The 15,289-nt window shown below is 64.2% G+C and carries 15 protein-coding genes; 10 read left to right on the forward strand and 5 right to left on the reverse strand.

All coding sequences use genetic code 11. The features are described 5' to 3' along the window. Positions 1 to 245: 245 nt before the first annotated feature. The gene (locus NKJ72_RS25800; protein ID WP_352479972.1) at positions 246 to 884 is read left to right on the forward strand and encodes a YceH family protein; all 639 of its coding nucleotides are present in this window, start codon (positions 246 to 248) and stop codon (positions 882 to 884) included. A gap of 309 nt (positions 885 to 1,193) precedes the next feature. Here NKJ72_RS25800 and NKJ72_RS25805 read toward each other — a convergent pair whose 3' ends face one another. Next, on the reverse strand, positions 1,194 to 1,619 hold the full coding sequence (locus tag NKJ72_RS25805) for an OsmC family protein (RefSeq protein WP_254817821.1): 426 nt from the start codon (positions 1,617 to 1,619) through the stop codon (positions 1,194 to 1,196). A 221-nt stretch (positions 1,620 to 1,840) separates the two neighbouring features. Between NKJ72_RS25805 and NKJ72_RS25810 the strand changes: the two genes are divergently transcribed. From NKJ72_RS25810 to NKJ72_RS25820, 3 genes are all read left to right on the forward strand, one after another. Beyond that, positions 1,841 to 2,053: a hypothetical protein gene (locus NKJ72_RS25810; RefSeq protein ID WP_352479973.1), complete on the forward strand. Its 213-nt coding sequence runs from the start codon at positions 1,841 to 1,843 to the stop codon at positions 2,051 to 2,053. A 2-nt stretch (positions 2,054 to 2,055) separates the two neighbouring features. Continuing rightward, on the forward strand, positions 2,056 to 2,412 hold the full coding sequence (locus NKJ72_RS25815; protein WP_352479974.1) for a YciI family protein: 357 nt from the start codon (positions 2,056 to 2,058) through the stop codon (positions 2,410 to 2,412). A 143-nt stretch (positions 2,413 to 2,555) separates the two neighbouring features. Beyond that, positions 2,556 to 3,083: a hypothetical protein gene (locus NKJ72_RS25820; protein ID WP_352479975.1), complete on the forward strand. Its 528-nt coding sequence runs from the start codon at positions 2,556 to 2,558 to the stop codon at positions 3,081 to 3,083. A gap of 34 nt (positions 3,084 to 3,117) precedes the next feature. Here NKJ72_RS25820 and NKJ72_RS25825 read toward each other — a convergent pair whose 3' ends face one another. Further along, entirely contained in the window at positions 3,118 to 4,362 is a 1,245-nt protein-coding gene (locus NKJ72_RS25825) for a ubiquinone biosynthesis hydroxylase (protein ID WP_352480031.1), read from the reverse strand. A gap of 100 nt (positions 4,363 to 4,462) precedes the next feature. Between NKJ72_RS25825 and tesB the strand changes: the two genes are divergently transcribed. From tesB to NKJ72_RS25855, 6 genes are all read left to right on the forward strand, one after another. Then, on the forward strand, positions 4,463 to 5,338 hold the full coding sequence (gene tesB / locus NKJ72_RS25830; protein ID WP_352479976.1) for an acyl-CoA thioesterase II: 876 nt from the start codon (positions 4,463 to 4,465) through the stop codon (positions 5,336 to 5,338). Between the two features lie 220 nt (positions 5,339 to 5,558). Then, the gene (locus NKJ72_RS25835; RefSeq protein ID WP_023679755.1) at positions 5,559 to 5,897 is read left to right on the forward strand and encodes a P-II family nitrogen regulator; all 339 of its coding nucleotides are present in this window, start codon (positions 5,559 to 5,561) and stop codon (positions 5,895 to 5,897) included. Positions 5,898 to 5,946: 49 nt separating this feature from the next. Then, positions 5,947 to 7,269, forward strand: a complete 1,323-nt coding sequence (locus NKJ72_RS25840; RefSeq protein ID WP_352480032.1) for an ammonium transporter — start codon at positions 5,947 to 5,949, stop codon at positions 7,267 to 7,269. A 340-nt stretch (positions 7,270 to 7,609) separates the two neighbouring features. Continuing rightward, positions 7,610 to 10,264 carry an FtsK/SpoIIIE family DNA translocase gene (locus NKJ72_RS25845; RefSeq protein WP_352479977.1) on the forward strand — a complete coding sequence of 885 codons (2,655 nt, stop codon included), beginning with the start codon at positions 7,610 to 7,612 and terminating at the stop codon, positions 10,262 to 10,264. Positions 10,265 to 10,397: 133 nt separating this feature from the next. After that, the gene (locus NKJ72_RS25850; RefSeq protein ID WP_352479978.1) at positions 10,398 to 11,081 is read left to right on the forward strand and encodes an outer membrane lipoprotein carrier protein LolA; all 684 of its coding nucleotides are present in this window, start codon (positions 10,398 to 10,400) and stop codon (positions 11,079 to 11,081) included. 134 nt (positions 11,082 to 11,215) lie between these two features. Next, entirely contained in the window at positions 11,216 to 12,022 is an 807-nt protein-coding gene (locus NKJ72_RS25855; protein WP_352479979.1) for an exodeoxyribonuclease III, read from the forward strand. 20 nt (positions 12,023 to 12,042) lie between these two features. Here NKJ72_RS25855 and NKJ72_RS25860 read toward each other — a convergent pair whose 3' ends face one another. The 3 genes from NKJ72_RS25860 to NKJ72_RS25870 are packed head-to-tail and all read right to left on the reverse strand — an operon-like array spanning position 12,043 to position 15,222. Next, positions 12,043 to 12,894: a TIGR01459 family HAD-type hydrolase gene (locus NKJ72_RS25860; protein WP_352479980.1), complete on the reverse strand. Its 852-nt coding sequence runs from the start codon at positions 12,892 to 12,894 to the stop codon at positions 12,043 to 12,045. Further along, complete coding sequence (locus NKJ72_RS25865; protein ID WP_352479981.1) at positions 12,891 to 14,177, reverse strand: FGGY-family carbohydrate kinase; 1,287 nt, start codon at positions 14,175 to 14,177, stop codon at positions 12,891 to 12,893. Before NKJ72_RS25865 ends, NKJ72_RS25860 begins: the two co-directional genes overlap by 4 nt. A gap of 1 nt (position 14,178) precedes the next feature. After that, the gene (locus NKJ72_RS25870) at positions 14,179 to 15,222 is read right to left on the reverse strand and encodes a class II aldolase/adducin family protein (protein ID WP_352479982.1); all 1,044 of its coding nucleotides are present in this window, start codon (positions 15,220 to 15,222) and stop codon (positions 14,179 to 14,181) included. Positions 15,223 to 15,289: the final 67 nt, after the last annotated feature.

Genomic DNA, 15,289 nt, shown 5'->3' on the forward strand with positions numbered 1-15,289 from the left:
CCCCATCAGCCATCGCATCAAGAAATGCGCCTGGAACGACGACTATCTCATCAATGCCATCACTCATATGCGATAGCCCTGCCCGCAAGGGGGAGATTGGCCGTCATCTTGGCTTTCGCTAATCTCCACCATTGCAAGAATGGACGCACAGCGTTGAAGCTGCCGATCTCCCCCCTTGCGGGGGAGATGTCCGGCAGGACAGAGGGGGGTGCTGTCCCTCCGGCCTCAGAAGGATAGCCGATCTAATGACCGACTCCGACCTTCCCATCCTCTCTCCCATCGAAGCGCGCGTCCTCGGCTGCCTGATCGAGAAGAAGGAACTGACGCCGGACGTCTATCCGCTGACGCTCAATGCGGCACATGCGGCCGCCAACCAGAAAACGGCGCGCGAGCCGGTAATGTCGGTCGAGCTTGCCGAGGTCAGACGGGCGCTTGGCCAGCTCGAGCAGAAGGGCCTCGTCAGGCAGGTGTTCGCGTCGCGCGTCGAGCGCTATGAGCATGTCGTGGCGCAGCGCTTTTCCCTGACCTCGGCGCAGATCGCGCTGCTCGGCCTGTTGTTGCTGCGCGGCCCGCAGACGGCCTATGAATTGCTGGCGCGAAGCGAGCGCCTGGCGCGGTTGCCGTCGATCGACGAGCTTCGCGGCAATCTCGATCTGCTGATCGGCCGAAGGCCGCCGCTGGTGCAGCAGATCGATCGCGGCCCCGGCCAGCGCGAGGATCGCTATGTCCATCTGCTCAGCGGGCCGGTGCAGTTGTCGACTGCAGCAGCGCCCCTGCAATCGTCCTCGCCGGCCTCGGATCTGGAGACGCGCGTGCAGGCCCTCGAGGAGGAGGTCGCGGCATTGCGCGCCCGCCTGGATGCGCTGACCGGCGATGGGCGATAAGGATTTTCGAGACGTTGGCGGACAGCGCCCTCAAGGTGACATGTTCGTTGCCGCTTTCGATCGGCTAGCGCTGCCCCTACCGGCGACCTCTCCCCGTATGGTGACGGGGAGAGGACGCTCTCATCGATGGTTTCGCCCAATAGTTAGCGTTGCAAGAAGGGTGCCGCGGCTGCGGCCAGCTTCTTTCTCCCCGTCACTATACGGGGAGAAATGCCCGGCAGGGCAATGAGGGCCAGCGTCCGCTTCAACAATTGGCGTCCAAGACAATTGGGTCCATCTGTCTGAAGCGATTGCCCCGAACCTCGCCCGTCAGCCAAGTCTGGCGTCGAGCGATACCTTGATGGCGCCGAGCGCCTTCGAGACCGGGCATCCGCCCTTGGCTTTTTCGGCTAGTTCCTGGAATTTGGCGGCATCGATGCCCGGTACCTTGCCGACCAGCGTGATCGCGCTGCCGGTGATGCCGGTGCCGGGGACCAGTGTCACCACGGCCTTGGCGTCGAGCTCGGTAGCCGGAGTGCCGTTCTCGGCAAGAAGATGCGCAAGTTGCATGGCAAAGCAGCCGGCATGGGCGGCGGCGATCAGCTCTTCCGGGTTGGTGCCGGATTTGCCGCTCTCGTCCTCGAAACGCATCTTGGCCGAATAGGGCGTGCCTTTCAGCGTCCCGCTCTGGGTATCGAGCGTGCCTTTGCCTTCCTTGAAACTGCCTTTCCAAACGGCGTTGGCGGTGCGGTCCATCAATTCCTCCTTGATTGTCGTGATTGAGCCCGTAGTCGGCGTCCGGTCGACTATAGCGCGCGCCGGAGCGAAGGCCACCCACGCTTTCGTATCGGCGGCAGCGTGACACATCATGTCGAGCGAAAAAAATTCGAAAAAATACGCGTGCAAAAATGTCGACTTCCATCTGTCCCGGCCGTCCTGCGGGCGGCCATGCAATTGGTGGCCGGATGGAGGACCACATGAACAATCTGTTTTCTGCTCACTGGACCAGCCACAGAGCCGGTGAACAACAAGCCGACTGGTCGCGCCTGCGGCCTTCCGGCTTCGGCCGGCTGCTTGCGGCGATTGCCATCATCGGCATTGCGGTGTCCTTTCTCGACTATGCAGCGGCCAAAGGCCCAGCTGACGTGTCCGTCGCCTCGCCCTACGGTCCAACCCAGGAATGGAGGTAAAGATGAGATACGTTTGCCTGGTCTACGGTGAAGAAAAAGATCTCTACGCAATGACGCCTGCGAGGCTGGCCAAGCTCGACGCCGATTCGCTGGCCTATGACAGGTCGGTGGCGCAAAGCGGCCGCCTGATCATCGCGCAGGCGCTGCAATCGGTGAAGACATCGAAGACCGTGCGCCGGCGCCAGGGCAAGCGGCTGGTCACCGACGGCCCCTTCGCCGAGACCAAGGAGCAGCTGCTCGGTTTCGTCATGATCGAGGCCGGGGATCTCGACGAGGCGCTGGAGATCGCCGGCGGCATTCCGCTGGCCGAAATCGGCACGATCGAGGTGCGGGCGATCTACAACGTGCCGGGGTCGTAGGGATGTCCCGATAAGATCCTTGGCAAAGTGATGGCGGCCGATGACTGGCGCAGGCTTTCGTTTTCTTCGAGCGATGCAACTTTTGCGTGTTGAAGCGAAGCAATACTTCTCCTATCGTCGCCCGAGATTGGGGATCTTGGGGTATGCATATATTGATTGCTGCAATTGGCCTGCTGGGGGCAGCGGCATTCTGGTGGTACCGGCTGAAGATCATGAACGACGCGGCGCGTGAGGTTGCCGACGTCGTTGGCCGCGTCCAGGGCAATATCCGCCGCAAGAAGCTGCGCAAGCAGGCGGCGCTCTCGCCGCTGACGGCGATCGACGATCCGGTCGTCGCCGCCGCGACGCTGATCACCGCGATTGTTTCCGAGCATGGTCCTGTGCTGCCGCAACGCGAAGCCGCCATTCGATCGGTGATCTCGGAGATCGCGGACAAAAAGCAGACCGATGAAGCCGTGATCTACGCCAAATGGGCGGCATCGCAAATCGACGACGCCACGGTCGTCATCGACAAGCTGGCACCGTTCCTGCGCGAACGGCTCGACGCAGCTGAAAGGAACGATCTGCTGCGAATGGTCAGCCGTGCGGCGGAAGCTGGTGGACAAAACCTGCCGATTCCCGACCAGCGCATGCTCCGGCTGCGCCAGAAGCTAGGCTTTGAGGTCAACTGACCGAACGCCAGTAAAACGCGCGCGCTTGCCGGGCCTAGATCGCCTCGCCCTTCAACAGTTTCGGCGTGTCGCCGGACAGACCCGACGCCTGGCGGATGAAGAACCCCTTCAGCCGCGGCATGCGCTGGACAAGGCCGAGGCCGATGTCGCGCAAAGTGCGCAGCGGGCCGAAATCGTTGGAAAACAGCCGGTTCAGCACATCGGTGGTGATGCCCATCTGCACCGTGTCGAAACGCCGCCATTGCTGGTAGCGCTCAAGCACGTCCAGCGCGCCGATGTCCTGGCCGAGCCGGTCGGCCTCGACCACCACTTCGGCTAGCGCCGCCACGTCCTTGAAGCCGAGATTCAGACCCTGGCCGGCGATCGGGTGGATGCCGTGGGCGGCGTCGCCGGCCAAGGCGATGCGCGGCGCGACGAAGGCGCGCGCAATGATCAGCCCAAGCGGCCAGGCACGCGGCTTGTCGGCGATATGGATTTCGCCGAGTTTCAGGCCAAAACGCTGCTCGAGCTCATATTCCAGGACCAGGGTGTCGCCACTGACCAGCTTGTCGGCATCCTGCGACCGTTCGACCCAGACGATCGACGAGCGGTTGGTGCCGTCCTTGCCCGGCTTGAGCGGCAGCGTGGCAAACGGGCCTGCGGGAAGGAAATGCTCTTCGGCGCGGCCGTTGTGCGGCCGCTCATGCGCCACCGTGCAGACGATGCCGGACTGGCCATACTCCCATTTCACCGTTTTGATGCCGGCCATGTCGCGCAGCTTCGAATTGACGCCGTCGGCGGCAACCAGCAGCCGCGCCTTCAGCGTCGCGCCGTCGGCAAGATGCACGGTTATGCCGGCGCCGTTGATGTCGAAGGCGCTGACGGCGACGCCTTCGATGATGCCGATGCCGAGTTGTTCGGCGCGCCGGCGCAAGGCGCCGTTCAAATCCTTGTTGGCGACCATGTGCGCAAAGGGTTCGCCGGGCGCGACCTCGCCATCGAAAGTGAGGAACACCGGGCGGACCGGATCGGATGTGCGCGAATCAGTGACGATCATTTCGGTGATCGCCTGCGCCTCCGGCGCGATCTCGCTCCAGACGCCGAGCTGGTCGAGCATGCGGCACGCTGCGGCGGCAATCGCCGAGGCGCGGCCGTCCTTCCGCCAGACCCCGGCGGGTGCTGCATCAACGACGGCAACGGCAAGGCTCGGCCGCGCCTGCTTCAGCGATACGGCGGCGGCCAGGCCGACATAACCGGCGCCGGCGACAAGAACGTCGAGCGAATTCTTGCTGTCCACCATGGCAATTCCTTTCGCAGCCTGACCGTCGCCGGGCTTTCCGCCCTTGACTGCCCGCTGTTCCTGTCGGAAACCGCCATGGTAATTTTGCGGCGAGGTCAAGATGACGGCAGCCATGGACGAGCTTCTCGGCATTCTCGACCTCGAGCAGCTAGAACACAACCTGTATCGTGGTCGCAGCCCCAAGCTCGACTGGCAGCGCATCTTCGGCGGCCAGACCATCGCCCAGGCGCTGGTCGCCGCACAGCGAACGGTCGAGCCCGAGCGCCATGTGCACTCACTGCATGGCTATTTCATGCGGCCGGGCGACACCAAGGTGCCGATCATCTACGAGGTCGACCGCATCCGTGACGGCGGCTCCTTCACCACGCGCCGCGTCGTGGCGATCCAGCACGGCCAGGCGATCTTTTCGCTGGAAGCCTCGTTCCAGCAGGATGAAGTCGGCCTGGAACATCAGGTGCCGATGCCGCAGGACGTGCCGGCGCCCGACACGTTGCTGTCGCAACGCGAATTGCTGGGCAAGTTCGGCGAAGCGGTGCCCGAGGGCATCAAGCGCTATTGGGAGCGCGACCGGCCGATCGAGATGAAGCCGGTGATGCTGAAGCACTATACCAGCCGGGAAAAGCTCGAGCCGAAGCAGAACATCTGGATCCGCACCACCGGTCCGGTGCCGGCCGATCGCGCCACGCGGGCGGCTGTGCTCGCTTACCTCTCCGACATGACGCTGCTCGACACCTCGACCTTCGCCCATGGCCGCGCCATTTTCGATCGCGATATCCAGGCGGCGAGCCTCGACCACGCCATGTGGTTCCATCGCAGCCATCCACTCGACGACTGGATGCTGTACACGCAAGACAGCCCGTCGACGCAAGGATCACGCGGTTTTACCCGCGGCTCGCTGTTTGCCCGCGACGGCACGTTGATCGCCTCGGTTGCCCAAGAAGGACTCATCCGGCTGAAGCGACCGCCTGCGGAGTAGGCATTTTTCGAAATTTGCCTATTTTTTAATCATATGCACTGCCGCGACTGTGAACAGGCAGTCGGCAAACCTTCCCGATTTCGTTGTTTAACAACAGCTTAACACCCTGCTTCGGCAATTGGCACGGAGCTTGAATCCTAGCGGGCACTCTCCGGCTCTCATGGGGATCGGCGAAGTCGTGCAAAACGCGGGGACCCGCAACAGCAAAGGGTGAAACCTTATGAAGATCGTGATGGCAATCATAAAGCCGTTCAAGCTCGACGAGGTGCGCGAGGCGCTCACCGCGGTCGGCATCCAGGGCCTGACCGTCACCGAAGTAAAAGGCTACGGACGCCAGAAGGGGCACACGGAAATCTATCGCGGGGCGGAATACGCGGTCAGCTTCCTGCCGAAGATCAAGATCGAAGTCGCGGTCGCTGTCGACATGGTCGACAAGGCCGTCGAAGCCATCACCGCGGCGGCCAAGACCGGCCAGATCGGCGACGGCAAGATCTTCGTTTTCGGCATCGACCAGGCGGTGCGAATTCGCACCGGCGAAACAGACACCGACGCGCTTTGAGCCGCCGATACGTATTCCAATGGAGAGTTCAATGAATATTCCTTCCACCTTGAAGATAACGGGACGCGCGGCCGTTTTGGGCTCGCTCGCTCTCGCTGCACTGGGCACGGTTGCTGCGTTCGCGCAGGAAGCGGCACCGGCAGCACCGGCTGCCCCAGCGCCCGCGCTCGACACCGGCAACACCGCTTGGATGCTGACCTCGACGGCGCTGGTGCTGATGATGACCATACCGGGCCTGGCGCTGTTTTATGGCGGCATGGTGCGCAAGAAGAACGTGCTCGCCACCATCATGCAGAGCTTTGCCATCACCTGCCTGGTGACGGTGCTGTGGTTCATGTTCGGCTACTCGCTGGCCTTCTCGGATGGCGGCGGCATGAATGCCTATCTCGGCGGCTTCTCGAAGTTCTTCCACAACGGCATCACCACCTCGTCGCTGTGGCTGCCGGGCGTGGCGAACATCCCTGAGTTCGTCTTCTCGATGTTCCAGATGACCTTCGCCATCATCACGCCGGCGCTGATTGCCGGCGCCTTCGCCGAACGCATGAAGTTCTCGGCGCTGCTCATCTTCATGGGGGCGTGGCTGCTGGTGGTCTATGCCCCGATCGCGCACTGGGTGTGGGGCGGCGGCTTCCTCGGCACAGCCGGCGTTCTCGATTTCGCCGGCGGCACTGTCGTTCACATCAATGCCGGTGTTGCCGGCCTGGTCTGCGCGCTGGTTCTCGGCAAGCGTGAAGGCTACGGCACCACCAACATGGCGCCGCACAACCTCGTCTACTCCGTAATCGGTGCTTCGCTGCTGTGGGTCGGCTGGTTCGGCTTCAACGCCGGTTCGGAACTGGCCGCCGACGGCCTTGCCGGTGCCGCGATGCTGAACACCCAGGTTGCCGCTGCCGCTGCGGCGCTCGCCTGGATGTTCGCCGAATGGATCGTCGCCAAGAAGCCGAGCGTTCTCGGCATCATCTCGGGCGCCGTCGCTGGCCTCGTCGCGGTGACGCCGGCTTCCGGCTTCGTCAATCCGACCGGCGCCTTCATCGTCGGCATCGTCGCCGGCGTGCTGTGCTACGTCTCGGCCGTCAAGCTCAAGCACGCGTTCGGCTATGACGACTCGCTCGATGCATTCGGCGTGCACGGCATCGGCGGCATCATCGGTGCATTGCTGACCGGCGTGCTCGCGGATCCGGCGATCAACAGCCTCGGCTCGGGCGCCTCTGTCGGCAAGCAGCTCTACGGTATCGTCTTCACCATCCTGTGGACCGCGATCGCGAGCTTCGTGATCCTCTACATCGTCAAGGCGCTGGTCGGCCTGCGTCCTTCCACCCAGGAAGAGGTCGAAGGCCTCGACATCAGCCAGCACGGCGAAGTGGTGCCGTAAAGGCATTGGCCGGCATCGGCGTTTTGCCGGTGCCGGGAAGATCCCGTCGTGACGCTCCCGAAAGGACTCACGCCTTGAGGCCCGGAAACCTTCCGGGCCTCTTTTTTGCGCGCGGATGGCCGTGATGGCTCGATCGCGGTCGCTTGATCAAGGTGCTCGATCCGCCGGCGGCGTGAAACATCGGCCGCGGCGGCTCCGAACTGTGGTGGCGGTCGCCCGTTCCGGTGACGCAGAATGCCCATGGTTAATGCGCCCTTAACCTTCCAGCCGCTAGTCTGACAGCCGAATCTGCCGTGTTGCGCGTCCGCGCCCGGCCGGGCAACGACAGACGAGGAAGAGCATGCGTTCAGGGGCTTCAGCACCGCTTGCGCTGGCCGATACGGGGCACGGCATCCGGGCGTTCGCAAGGCGCCAGGTCGGGCGGCTGGTCGGTGCCGGGCTGTTTGCTCTGGTTGGCTTCGGCGTCGCCGCCCTTGCCACCTGGAACGTCGCCGATCCGAGCTTTTCGCATGCCACCGACAACGTCGTCACCAATGCAATGGGTTATGCGGGCGCCGTATTTTCCGACATCGCCATGCAGTTCTTCGGACTTGCGGCGGTTGCGGCGTTGGTGCCGGCGGTGATCTGGGGATTTCTGCTGTTTACCGCGCGCGGCGTCGACAGGCTGCCGAAACGGGCGCTCGCCTGGTTCGGGTTTTCGCTGCTTGGCGCAGCAATCGCCGGCTGCGTGGTGCCGCCCAAGACCTGGCCGCTGCCGACCGGCCTCGGCGGCGTATTCGGCGATATGGTGCTCAATATTCCGGGCCTCATCATCGGCGGCTATCCGACCGGCCTCGTCGCCAGCGTGCTCGCCGTGCTCCTGGCAGCGCCGGCGCTGTGGGTATTCTTGTATGGCTCGGCGCTGATTTCGCGCAAGAACGGCTTTGCCGTCCTCGAACAGCCTGCAGTGCCCGATCCGCAGGACGACCTGCTTTTCGACAATGAAGAGGACGAGGGCGACGAAGGCATATTGGCACTTGGCGCCATCACCCACTGGTGGCTGTCGCTGCGGGCCTATCTGCGCCGCCGCGCCGCGCGTCGGCGCGAGCGCGACGATTTCGAACCGGAGATGGAACCGCGCCCCAGCGCCTGGCGGCGGGCGGCCGAACGGGTCGAATCGGCCGAGTTCGCCGAGGCGCGGATGAGCCCGGGCGGGCGCGCCCGCGTCGAGCCGGAATTCTTCGCCGCCATGGTCAACGACCGCAGTGCCTCGATCGACCCCGACGATGCCGACGTCTTCGACAACGACGACAATGACGACATGGATTTCGCGCCCGAGCCGGCCAGCCAGCGCCGCGCCGCGCCGACGGCAAAGGTGCAGAACTTCCGCTCCGACGCGGCGACGCGCGTCGAGGCGCCGGCGCCGCGGCCGGCACCAGGCGCCCGCGTCCAGCGCGAGGCGCAGACGTCGCTGATCGGCTCGGAGAAATTCGAGATGCCGTCGCTGCATTTCCTATCGGAACCGAAGAACGTGGTGCGCGACGCAAGCCTGTCCAAGGACGCGCTGGAGCAGAACGCCCGCCTGCTCGAGGGCGTGCTGGAGGATTTCGGCGTCAAAGGCGAAATCATCCATGTGCGTCCGGGTCCGGTCGTCACGCTCTACGAGTTGGAACCGGCGCCCGGCATCAAATCGTCGCGGGTCATCGGCCTGTCCGACGACATTGCCCGCTCGATGAGCGCCATCGCCTGCCGTGTCGCCGTGGTGCCGGGCCGCAATGCCATCGGCATCGAATTGCCGAACGCCAGGCGCGAGACCGTCTATTTGCGCGAGATCATGGCCAGCCGCGATTTCGAGACCACCAAGGCCAAGCTGGCGCTGGCGCTGGGCAAGACCATCAATGGCGAGGCGGTGATCGTCGACATCGCCAAAATGCCGCACGTGCTGGTTGCCGGTACCACCGGCTCGGGCAAGTCCGTCGCCATCAACACCATGATCCTGTCGCTGCTCTATCGGCTGACGCCGCAGGACTGCCGGCTGATCATGATCGATCCAAAGATGCTGGAACTCTCGGTCTATGACGGCATCCCGCACCTTCTGACGCCGGTGGTCACCGATCCGAAGAAGGCGGTGGTGGCGCTGAAATGGACCGTGCGCGAGATGGAGGACCGCTACCGCAAGATGTCGAAGGTCGGCGTTCGCAACATCGACGGCTTCAACGCGCGCGTGCAGCAGGCCGAGAAAAAGGGCGAAAGGATCTCCCGCACCGTGCAGACCGGCTTCGACCGCCAGACCGGCGAAGCGATCTACGAGACGGAGAACCTCGACCTCGAGCCGATGCCCTACATCGTCGTCATCATCGACGAGATGGCCGATTTGATGATGGTCGCCGGCAAGGACATCGAAGGCGCGGTGCAGCGCCTGGCGCAGATGGCGCGCGCCGCCGGCATCCATGTCATTATGGCAACGCAGCGGCCGTCGGTCGACGTCATCACCGGCACCATCAAGGCGAATTTCCCGACCCGTATCTCGTTCCAGGTGACATCGAAGATCGACAGCCGCACCATCCTGGGCGAGCAGGGCGCCGAACAGCTGCTCGGCATGGGCGATATGCTCTACATGGCCGGCGGCGGCCGCATCCAGCGCGTGCACGGTCCCTTCGTCTCCGACGACGAGGTGGAGAAGATCGTCGCGCATCTGAAGCTGCAGGGCGTGCCGGAATATCTCGACGCCATCACGGAGGACGACGACAAGGATGACGACGAGCCGACGGGCAAAGGCAGTGGCGGCGGCGACGGCGGCAATTTCGAGGATTCCGACGATCCCTACGACCAGGCGGTTGCGGTGGTGCTGCGCGACGGCAAGGCCTCGACCAGCTACATCCAGCGCCGGCTCGGCATCGGCTACAACCGCGCCGCCTCGATCATCGAGAAGATGGAGAAGGAAGGCATTGTCGGCCCGGCCAACCATGCCGGAAAACGCGAAATCCTGGTGCCGACGGAGGACGACAAGTTCTAGAGCACATCCGCGCCGGCAACTTTGAACCTTTTGGCGCGTTGCAACGATGAGCGCCGTGGGGCCCGCCAAACTTAAGCCCAACTGGGGGGCCAGACCAATATAACGAGCAAGCAATCAGATGATGGTGACCGGCATGAAAAACGCAACTCTCGCCCCAAAAAGGGATTTCGCCCCAACCCGCCGGCAGGTGCTCGGCCTCGGTCTGGTCCTGGCCGGTGCGGCGGCCGCCAATGTCGTGCCCGGCTTCCAGCTGCTGGCGTCGGCGCAAGCAGCGGTTCCGGCGACGGCGCAGAAGATCGCCGATCATTTCTCCTCGGTCAAATCGATGAGCGGCGAGTTCGTGCAGTTCGGGCCCAAGGGCGAGCAGACCGGCGGCAAGTTCTTTCTGGAACGGCCGGGCAAGATCCGCTTCAATTATGACGGCGCCTCGAATTTCAGGGTGATTTCCGACGGCAAGTCGGTGGTCATCCTCAACAAGAAACTGCGGACCTCCGACCTCTACCCGCTGTCGAAGACGCCGCTGAAGCTGCTGCTCGACGACAAGATCGATCTCTCGGGCGGACGCGTCAGAAGCGTCAAGGAAGAAAACGATCTCACCACCATCCAGCTTGCCGACAAATCAGTGTTCGGCAATTCGAAGATCACGATGATGTTCGATCCGAAATCCTATGAATTGCGGCAGTGGACCATCACCGATGCGCAAGGCAAGGACACAACGGTGATGATCTTCAACACCAAGGAGGGCGTCAGCTTCGCCCCCGACACCTTCGCTATCGATTATACGGCGAACCGCGAGCTGAACACCAGGACGCGGTAACTTTCTACTGCTGCGGGATGGCTTTTGCGCGTTGGTGCGGGCGGCTTGTTTTTGCGGTGCGCGGCTGGCAGTAATTTCCGCGATTGACTTCCGTCGGAGCCATCCGGTGGATCTTGCGTTGTCCGGAACCCCACATGCCGTTTTCCGTCGCTACCTGGAACATCAACTCCGTTCGGCTGCGCATTCCGATCGTCGAGCGCCTGCTGGTCGAGCAGGCGCCGGACGTGCTCTGCCTGCAGGAAACCAAGGTTCCGGACGAATTGTTTCCGGAGAAGGCGTTCCGCGAGCTCGGCTACGAGCACATCGCCTTCCATGGCCAGAAGGGCTATCACGGTGTTGCGACCATAGCGCGCCGTCCGATCGAGGTGGTCGAAAAGCGCCGCTTCTGCGAGATCGACGACAGCCGGCATCTGTCGGTCACCGTCAAGGCCGGCGGCAAAACGATCCTGCTGCACAATTTCTACGTTCCGGCCGGCGGCGATGAGCCCGACCCGGCCGTCAACCGAAAGTTCAAGCACAAGCTCGATTTCGTTGCCGAGATGAACGCCGTGCGGGCCGAGCATGACGAGCACTCCGGCTCGATCCTGGTCGGCGACCTCAACATCGCGCCGCTCGAGCACGATGTCTGGTCGCACAAGCAGCTCCTCAATGTCGTCAGCCATACGCCGGTCGAGACGGAAAATTTCGAGGCGATGCGGCTCTCCGGCGACTGGGTCGACCTGATGCGGCTCAATGTGCCCTATGAGGAGAAACTCTACACCTGGTGGAGCTATCGCGCCCAGGATTGGCAGGCCTCAAATCGTGGCCGCCGCCTCGACCATATCTGGTCGTCGCCAAACCTGGTGCCGCATTTTGCCGGCTACGAAATCCTGCGGCCGGCACGCGGCTGGGAACGGCCCTCGGACCACGTGCCGGTTATCGGGCGTTTCAACCTCGATTAGCTTTGTCTCGCCTTAACAACTCAACGAAACCTGAAGCTATCCGCGATGTAGTCGGGACGGGCGTTGAGCGCGGCGAAAACGTTGTCCAGGTCTGGAGCCCCCGCCAATATGCCCGACAGGACCAGCGTCGTCGCGACGCCGACGCCGTTGCCGCCGGCGATGTCGTGCTCGACGCTGTCGCCGACGCAGACCACGCTGTCGCGCTCCGGGTGACCCGCCAGTGCCAGCGCTGCCTCGAATATCTGCGGATTGGGCTTGCCGATGCGCGCCACGCTGCCGCCGAGGCTCTCATAGAGATCGGCGAGCCGGCCGGCGCCGAAGCGAGGGCCGACGGCAGTCAGCATGATCTTGTCGGGATTGGTGCAGAAGCATGGCACCCGGCGCGCGGCCGCCGGACCAAGAAGCCGGCGATAGTGGTCGAGGTCGTAGCGATCGCCCTCGCTGGCGGAAATCAGCACCAGTTCTGCATCGTCGCCGTCCTTGGCCAGGACGAAGGGCAGGCCGTCGACAGCCGAACGGTCATTGTCGCGGCGGATCAGCAGGCATTTTGTCTGCGGGCGCAGGGCGCCGGATGCCGCCATTTGATGGAAGGAGCGCCACGCCACCTCGCCGGATGAGACAAAGTGATCCCAGCTTCCCGGTTCGAAGCCGAGCTTCAGCAGGCGGCGCTCATTGGGTTGCGCCCGCTTGCCGGAATTCGAGATCAGCACGATGGTCTTGCCGGCACGCTTGAGTGCCGACAAGGCCTCGACAGCGCCTGGATAGGCGCTGGTGCCGTCGTGCAGCACACCAAATTGGTCGAGCAGGAATACCTGATAGCGCTCGGCCAGCGCGGCGATGCCGTCGAGGTGCTGAATTGCCTTGGCCGTCATAAAAGCTCCGCTGCGCTAGCGCCCATCAGCGCCAGCCGCGCCGTGCCGGCGGCGGCCTCCTCCGAAAGAGCCGGCACGAGAGCGACGCCAAGCTTGCGCTGCCGGATTGCCGTCCAGGCCGGATTGGCCGCTCCGCCGCCGACGCTCCTGACCGATGTCAGCCGGGGTGCCCCGAGTTCGGCAAGCCGGCGATAGCCGAGCGCTTCGATCGCCGCAATACCCTCGAGCATCGCTTTCAAATAATCGGCGTCGTCGGCGGGCCGCGGCTCGAGGCGCGGCGGCAAGGCCGGATCGGCTATGGGGAAGCGTTCGCCCGGCGCCGGCAGCGGGTAATAGTCGAGACCGGTTTCGGTCGCCGGGTCGATTTTTTTGCTGAGTTCGACAATGCGGGCGACGGGGAAATGCTGGGCCAGAACCTTGCCGCCGGAGTTCGAGGCGCCGCCCGCCAGGTAGGTGTCACCCAGCCGATGGCTGTAGATGCCGAATTGCGGCGCCGAGATCGGCCGGTCGGAGAGAATCTTGATGGTCAGCGATGAGCCGAGCGCAGTGACGCCGTCGCCCGCCGCGGTCGCGCCGGTTGCCAGGAACGACGCACAGCCATCGGTGGTGCCGGCGACCACGACCAGGTCACGCGGCAGGCCGAACATTTTCGCGGCGCTGGCGGTGAGCGTACCCGTGACATCGCCCGGCCGCACGACGCCAGGCAGCAATTCCATGCGCATTCCGGTGGCCGCGATCCAGTCCGGCCAGCGGCGGGTTTCGATATCGTAGCCGGTTTTCAATGCGTTGTTTTCGTCGCTGCCATCGAAGCGGCCGGAGAACTGTCCGGCGATCCAGTCGGCCTGGTGCAGCACAGCGGCGACGCCGGGCAGGTGCTGGAAAGACAGCGCCTTGGCGAGACCGGACGTCGCCCCGAGTGCAGCGCTCGTTGCCGGTGCCGCGCGGGCTATTTCAGTCAGAATAGTGTCGTCAGCGACCTTGTCGTTGTACATCAGCGGTTCGGCCAGCGGTCGCCCGGCGCCGTCGACCGGCAGCAGCGTGCCCGACGTTCCGTCGACGGCGATCGAGCGCACTGCCGCGCGATCGATACATTTGAGCAGTTCCGCCAGCGTCGCGCCGACGGCCTCCCACCAGATGGCGGGGTCGCGGCCGTTCAGCCCAAATCGCTCCAGGGCAATAGCGGAATGCGCGGCAATGGAAAAGTCCGGGCGCATGGCGACGGCGCGCGCGCCGGATGTACCGATGTCGATGCCGATGGCAAGCGGGCCAGACGAATGCGGCATGTCAGCTGCCTCCGGCATTGAGTTTCTGGCGATATTTTTCGGCGTCCCAGTTGATCAGTTCGTCATTCTCTGCCGCTGTCAGATAATTCAGCTTCGCCCCGACATCGACCCGCGCTGTCACGTCGGCGAGGCAGCGCTGCATGGCGTCGGCACCGGCGACCGCGTCGCCGCGCATCAGCACCCCGAGCCCGGGAAACAGGATCGCCGCGGGTGCGGCGCCGCAGCGCTCGATGACGCGCTTCACACCCTCGCCCGGCCTCGCCACGACCGAGCCCTTGCCGAGAAAGATGACGTGGTCGGGGTAGAGGCTGCCGCCCGAAGCCATCCGGCAGCTTTCGAGGTCGATCGCCACCGCGTGCGCCTCGACATCCGCCGGCAATCTGTAGTCGCTGTCGCCGGCGCGCGCCATCAATGCCGCGGTGTCCGGCTCAGCCACCTGGCGCGGCGGCCGTGCCAACAGCCGGGTTACGCGGCGCAGCAGCATGCCTGCCTCAGCGACGGTGTCGGCAGCAACGACCAGGCCGTGATTGCCGAGGATCAGGATATCCACGCCTGGCCGAAGGCGCTCGGCGATGCCCTGGGCGAGCGGCAGCCCCGGCCGGCGATAGGGAACATACGCCCATTGGTGGCCGTCGAGCCGCCTGGCGGCCTCGGTCTCGCAGTCGGCCTGCACGGCCAGCGAAATGGTCTCGACGCAGTGGACATGCAGAACGATGCGCTGCGGCATCAGCGCATGTACGGTGGTCTCGATCGACGGGCGCAAGCCGCGCGGATTGAGCGCGCCGACAGTGAAGGCCTGTGGCTGTTCGGCTGTCGGGTCGCGTCGTTCGATGGCGTAGAGCAATGGCGGGATGCTGACCGGCACCATGATGTCCGCGGTGAGCGCGTCCTTCAGCCAAGTGCCGGAGGCCTTGATCCAGAGCGTGTCACCGGCTTTCAGCGAGGTGTTGCCGCCGGCGGCCTGGGTCAGATGCGGGTCGCTGCCGATCTCGGCGGAGAGCGACCGCAGCGCTGCCAATTCCCGCGCATCCGCACTGATCGTCATCGAAATTCCTCCACAAACCGGCCGCGTGGCCACGGCTTTGGACGCCCTGTTGCCGAGACGAAGACCG

Source organism: Mesorhizobium sp. M0045 (genome assembly GCF_040323385.1).
Classification (GTDB): domain Bacteria; phylum Pseudomonadota; class Alphaproteobacteria; order Rhizobiales; family Rhizobiaceae; genus Mesorhizobium.

What these genes read in the sequence shown, in the direction of transcription:
- NKJ72_RS25800 (WP_352479972.1), top strand. Translation starts at nt 246, where the DNA reads ATGACCGACTCCGACCTTCCCATCCTCTCTCCCATCGAAGCGCGCGTC.
- NKJ72_RS25805 (WP_254817821.1), bottom strand. Translation starts at nt 1,619, where the DNA reads ATGGACCGCACCGCCAACGCCGTTTGGAAAGGCAGTTTCAAGGAAGGC.
- NKJ72_RS25810 (WP_352479973.1), top strand. Translation starts at nt 1,841, where the DNA reads ATGAACAATCTGTTTTCTGCTCACTGGACCAGCCACAGAGCCGGTGAA.
- NKJ72_RS25815 (WP_352479974.1), top strand. Translation starts at nt 2,056, where the DNA reads ATGAGATACGTTTGCCTGGTCTACGGTGAAGAAAAAGATCTCTACGCA.
- NKJ72_RS25820 (WP_352479975.1), top strand. Translation starts at nt 2,556, where the DNA reads ATGCATATATTGATTGCTGCAATTGGCCTGCTGGGGGCAGCGGCATTC.
- NKJ72_RS25825 (WP_352480031.1), bottom strand. Translation starts at nt 4,362, where the DNA reads ATGGTGGACAGCAAGAATTCGCTCGACGTTCTTGTCGCCGGCGCCGGT.
- tesB (WP_352479976.1), top strand. Translation starts at nt 4,463, where the DNA reads ATGACGGCAGCCATGGACGAGCTTCTCGGCATTCTCGACCTCGAGCAG.
- NKJ72_RS25835 (WP_023679755.1), top strand. Translation starts at nt 5,559, where the DNA reads ATGAAGATCGTGATGGCAATCATAAAGCCGTTCAAGCTCGACGAGGTG.
- NKJ72_RS25845 (WP_352479977.1), top strand. Translation starts at nt 7,610, where the DNA reads ATGCGTTCAGGGGCTTCAGCACCGCTTGCGCTGGCCGATACGGGGCAC.
- NKJ72_RS25850 (WP_352479978.1), top strand. Translation starts at nt 10,398, where the DNA reads ATGAAAAACGCAACTCTCGCCCCAAAAAGGGATTTCGCCCCAACCCGC.
- NKJ72_RS25855 (WP_352479979.1), top strand. Translation starts at nt 11,216, where the DNA reads ATGCCGTTTTCCGTCGCTACCTGGAACATCAACTCCGTTCGGCTGCGC.
- NKJ72_RS25860 (WP_352479980.1), bottom strand. Translation starts at nt 12,894, where the DNA reads ATGACGGCCAAGGCAATTCAGCACCTCGACGGCATCGCCGCGCTGGCC.
- NKJ72_RS25865 (WP_352479981.1), bottom strand. Translation starts at nt 14,177, where the DNA reads ATGCCGCATTCGTCTGGCCCGCTTGCCATCGGCATCGACATCGGTACA.
- NKJ72_RS25870 (WP_352479982.1), bottom strand. Translation starts at nt 15,222, where the DNA reads ATGACGATCAGTGCGGATGCGCGGGAATTGGCAGCGCTGCGGTCGCTC.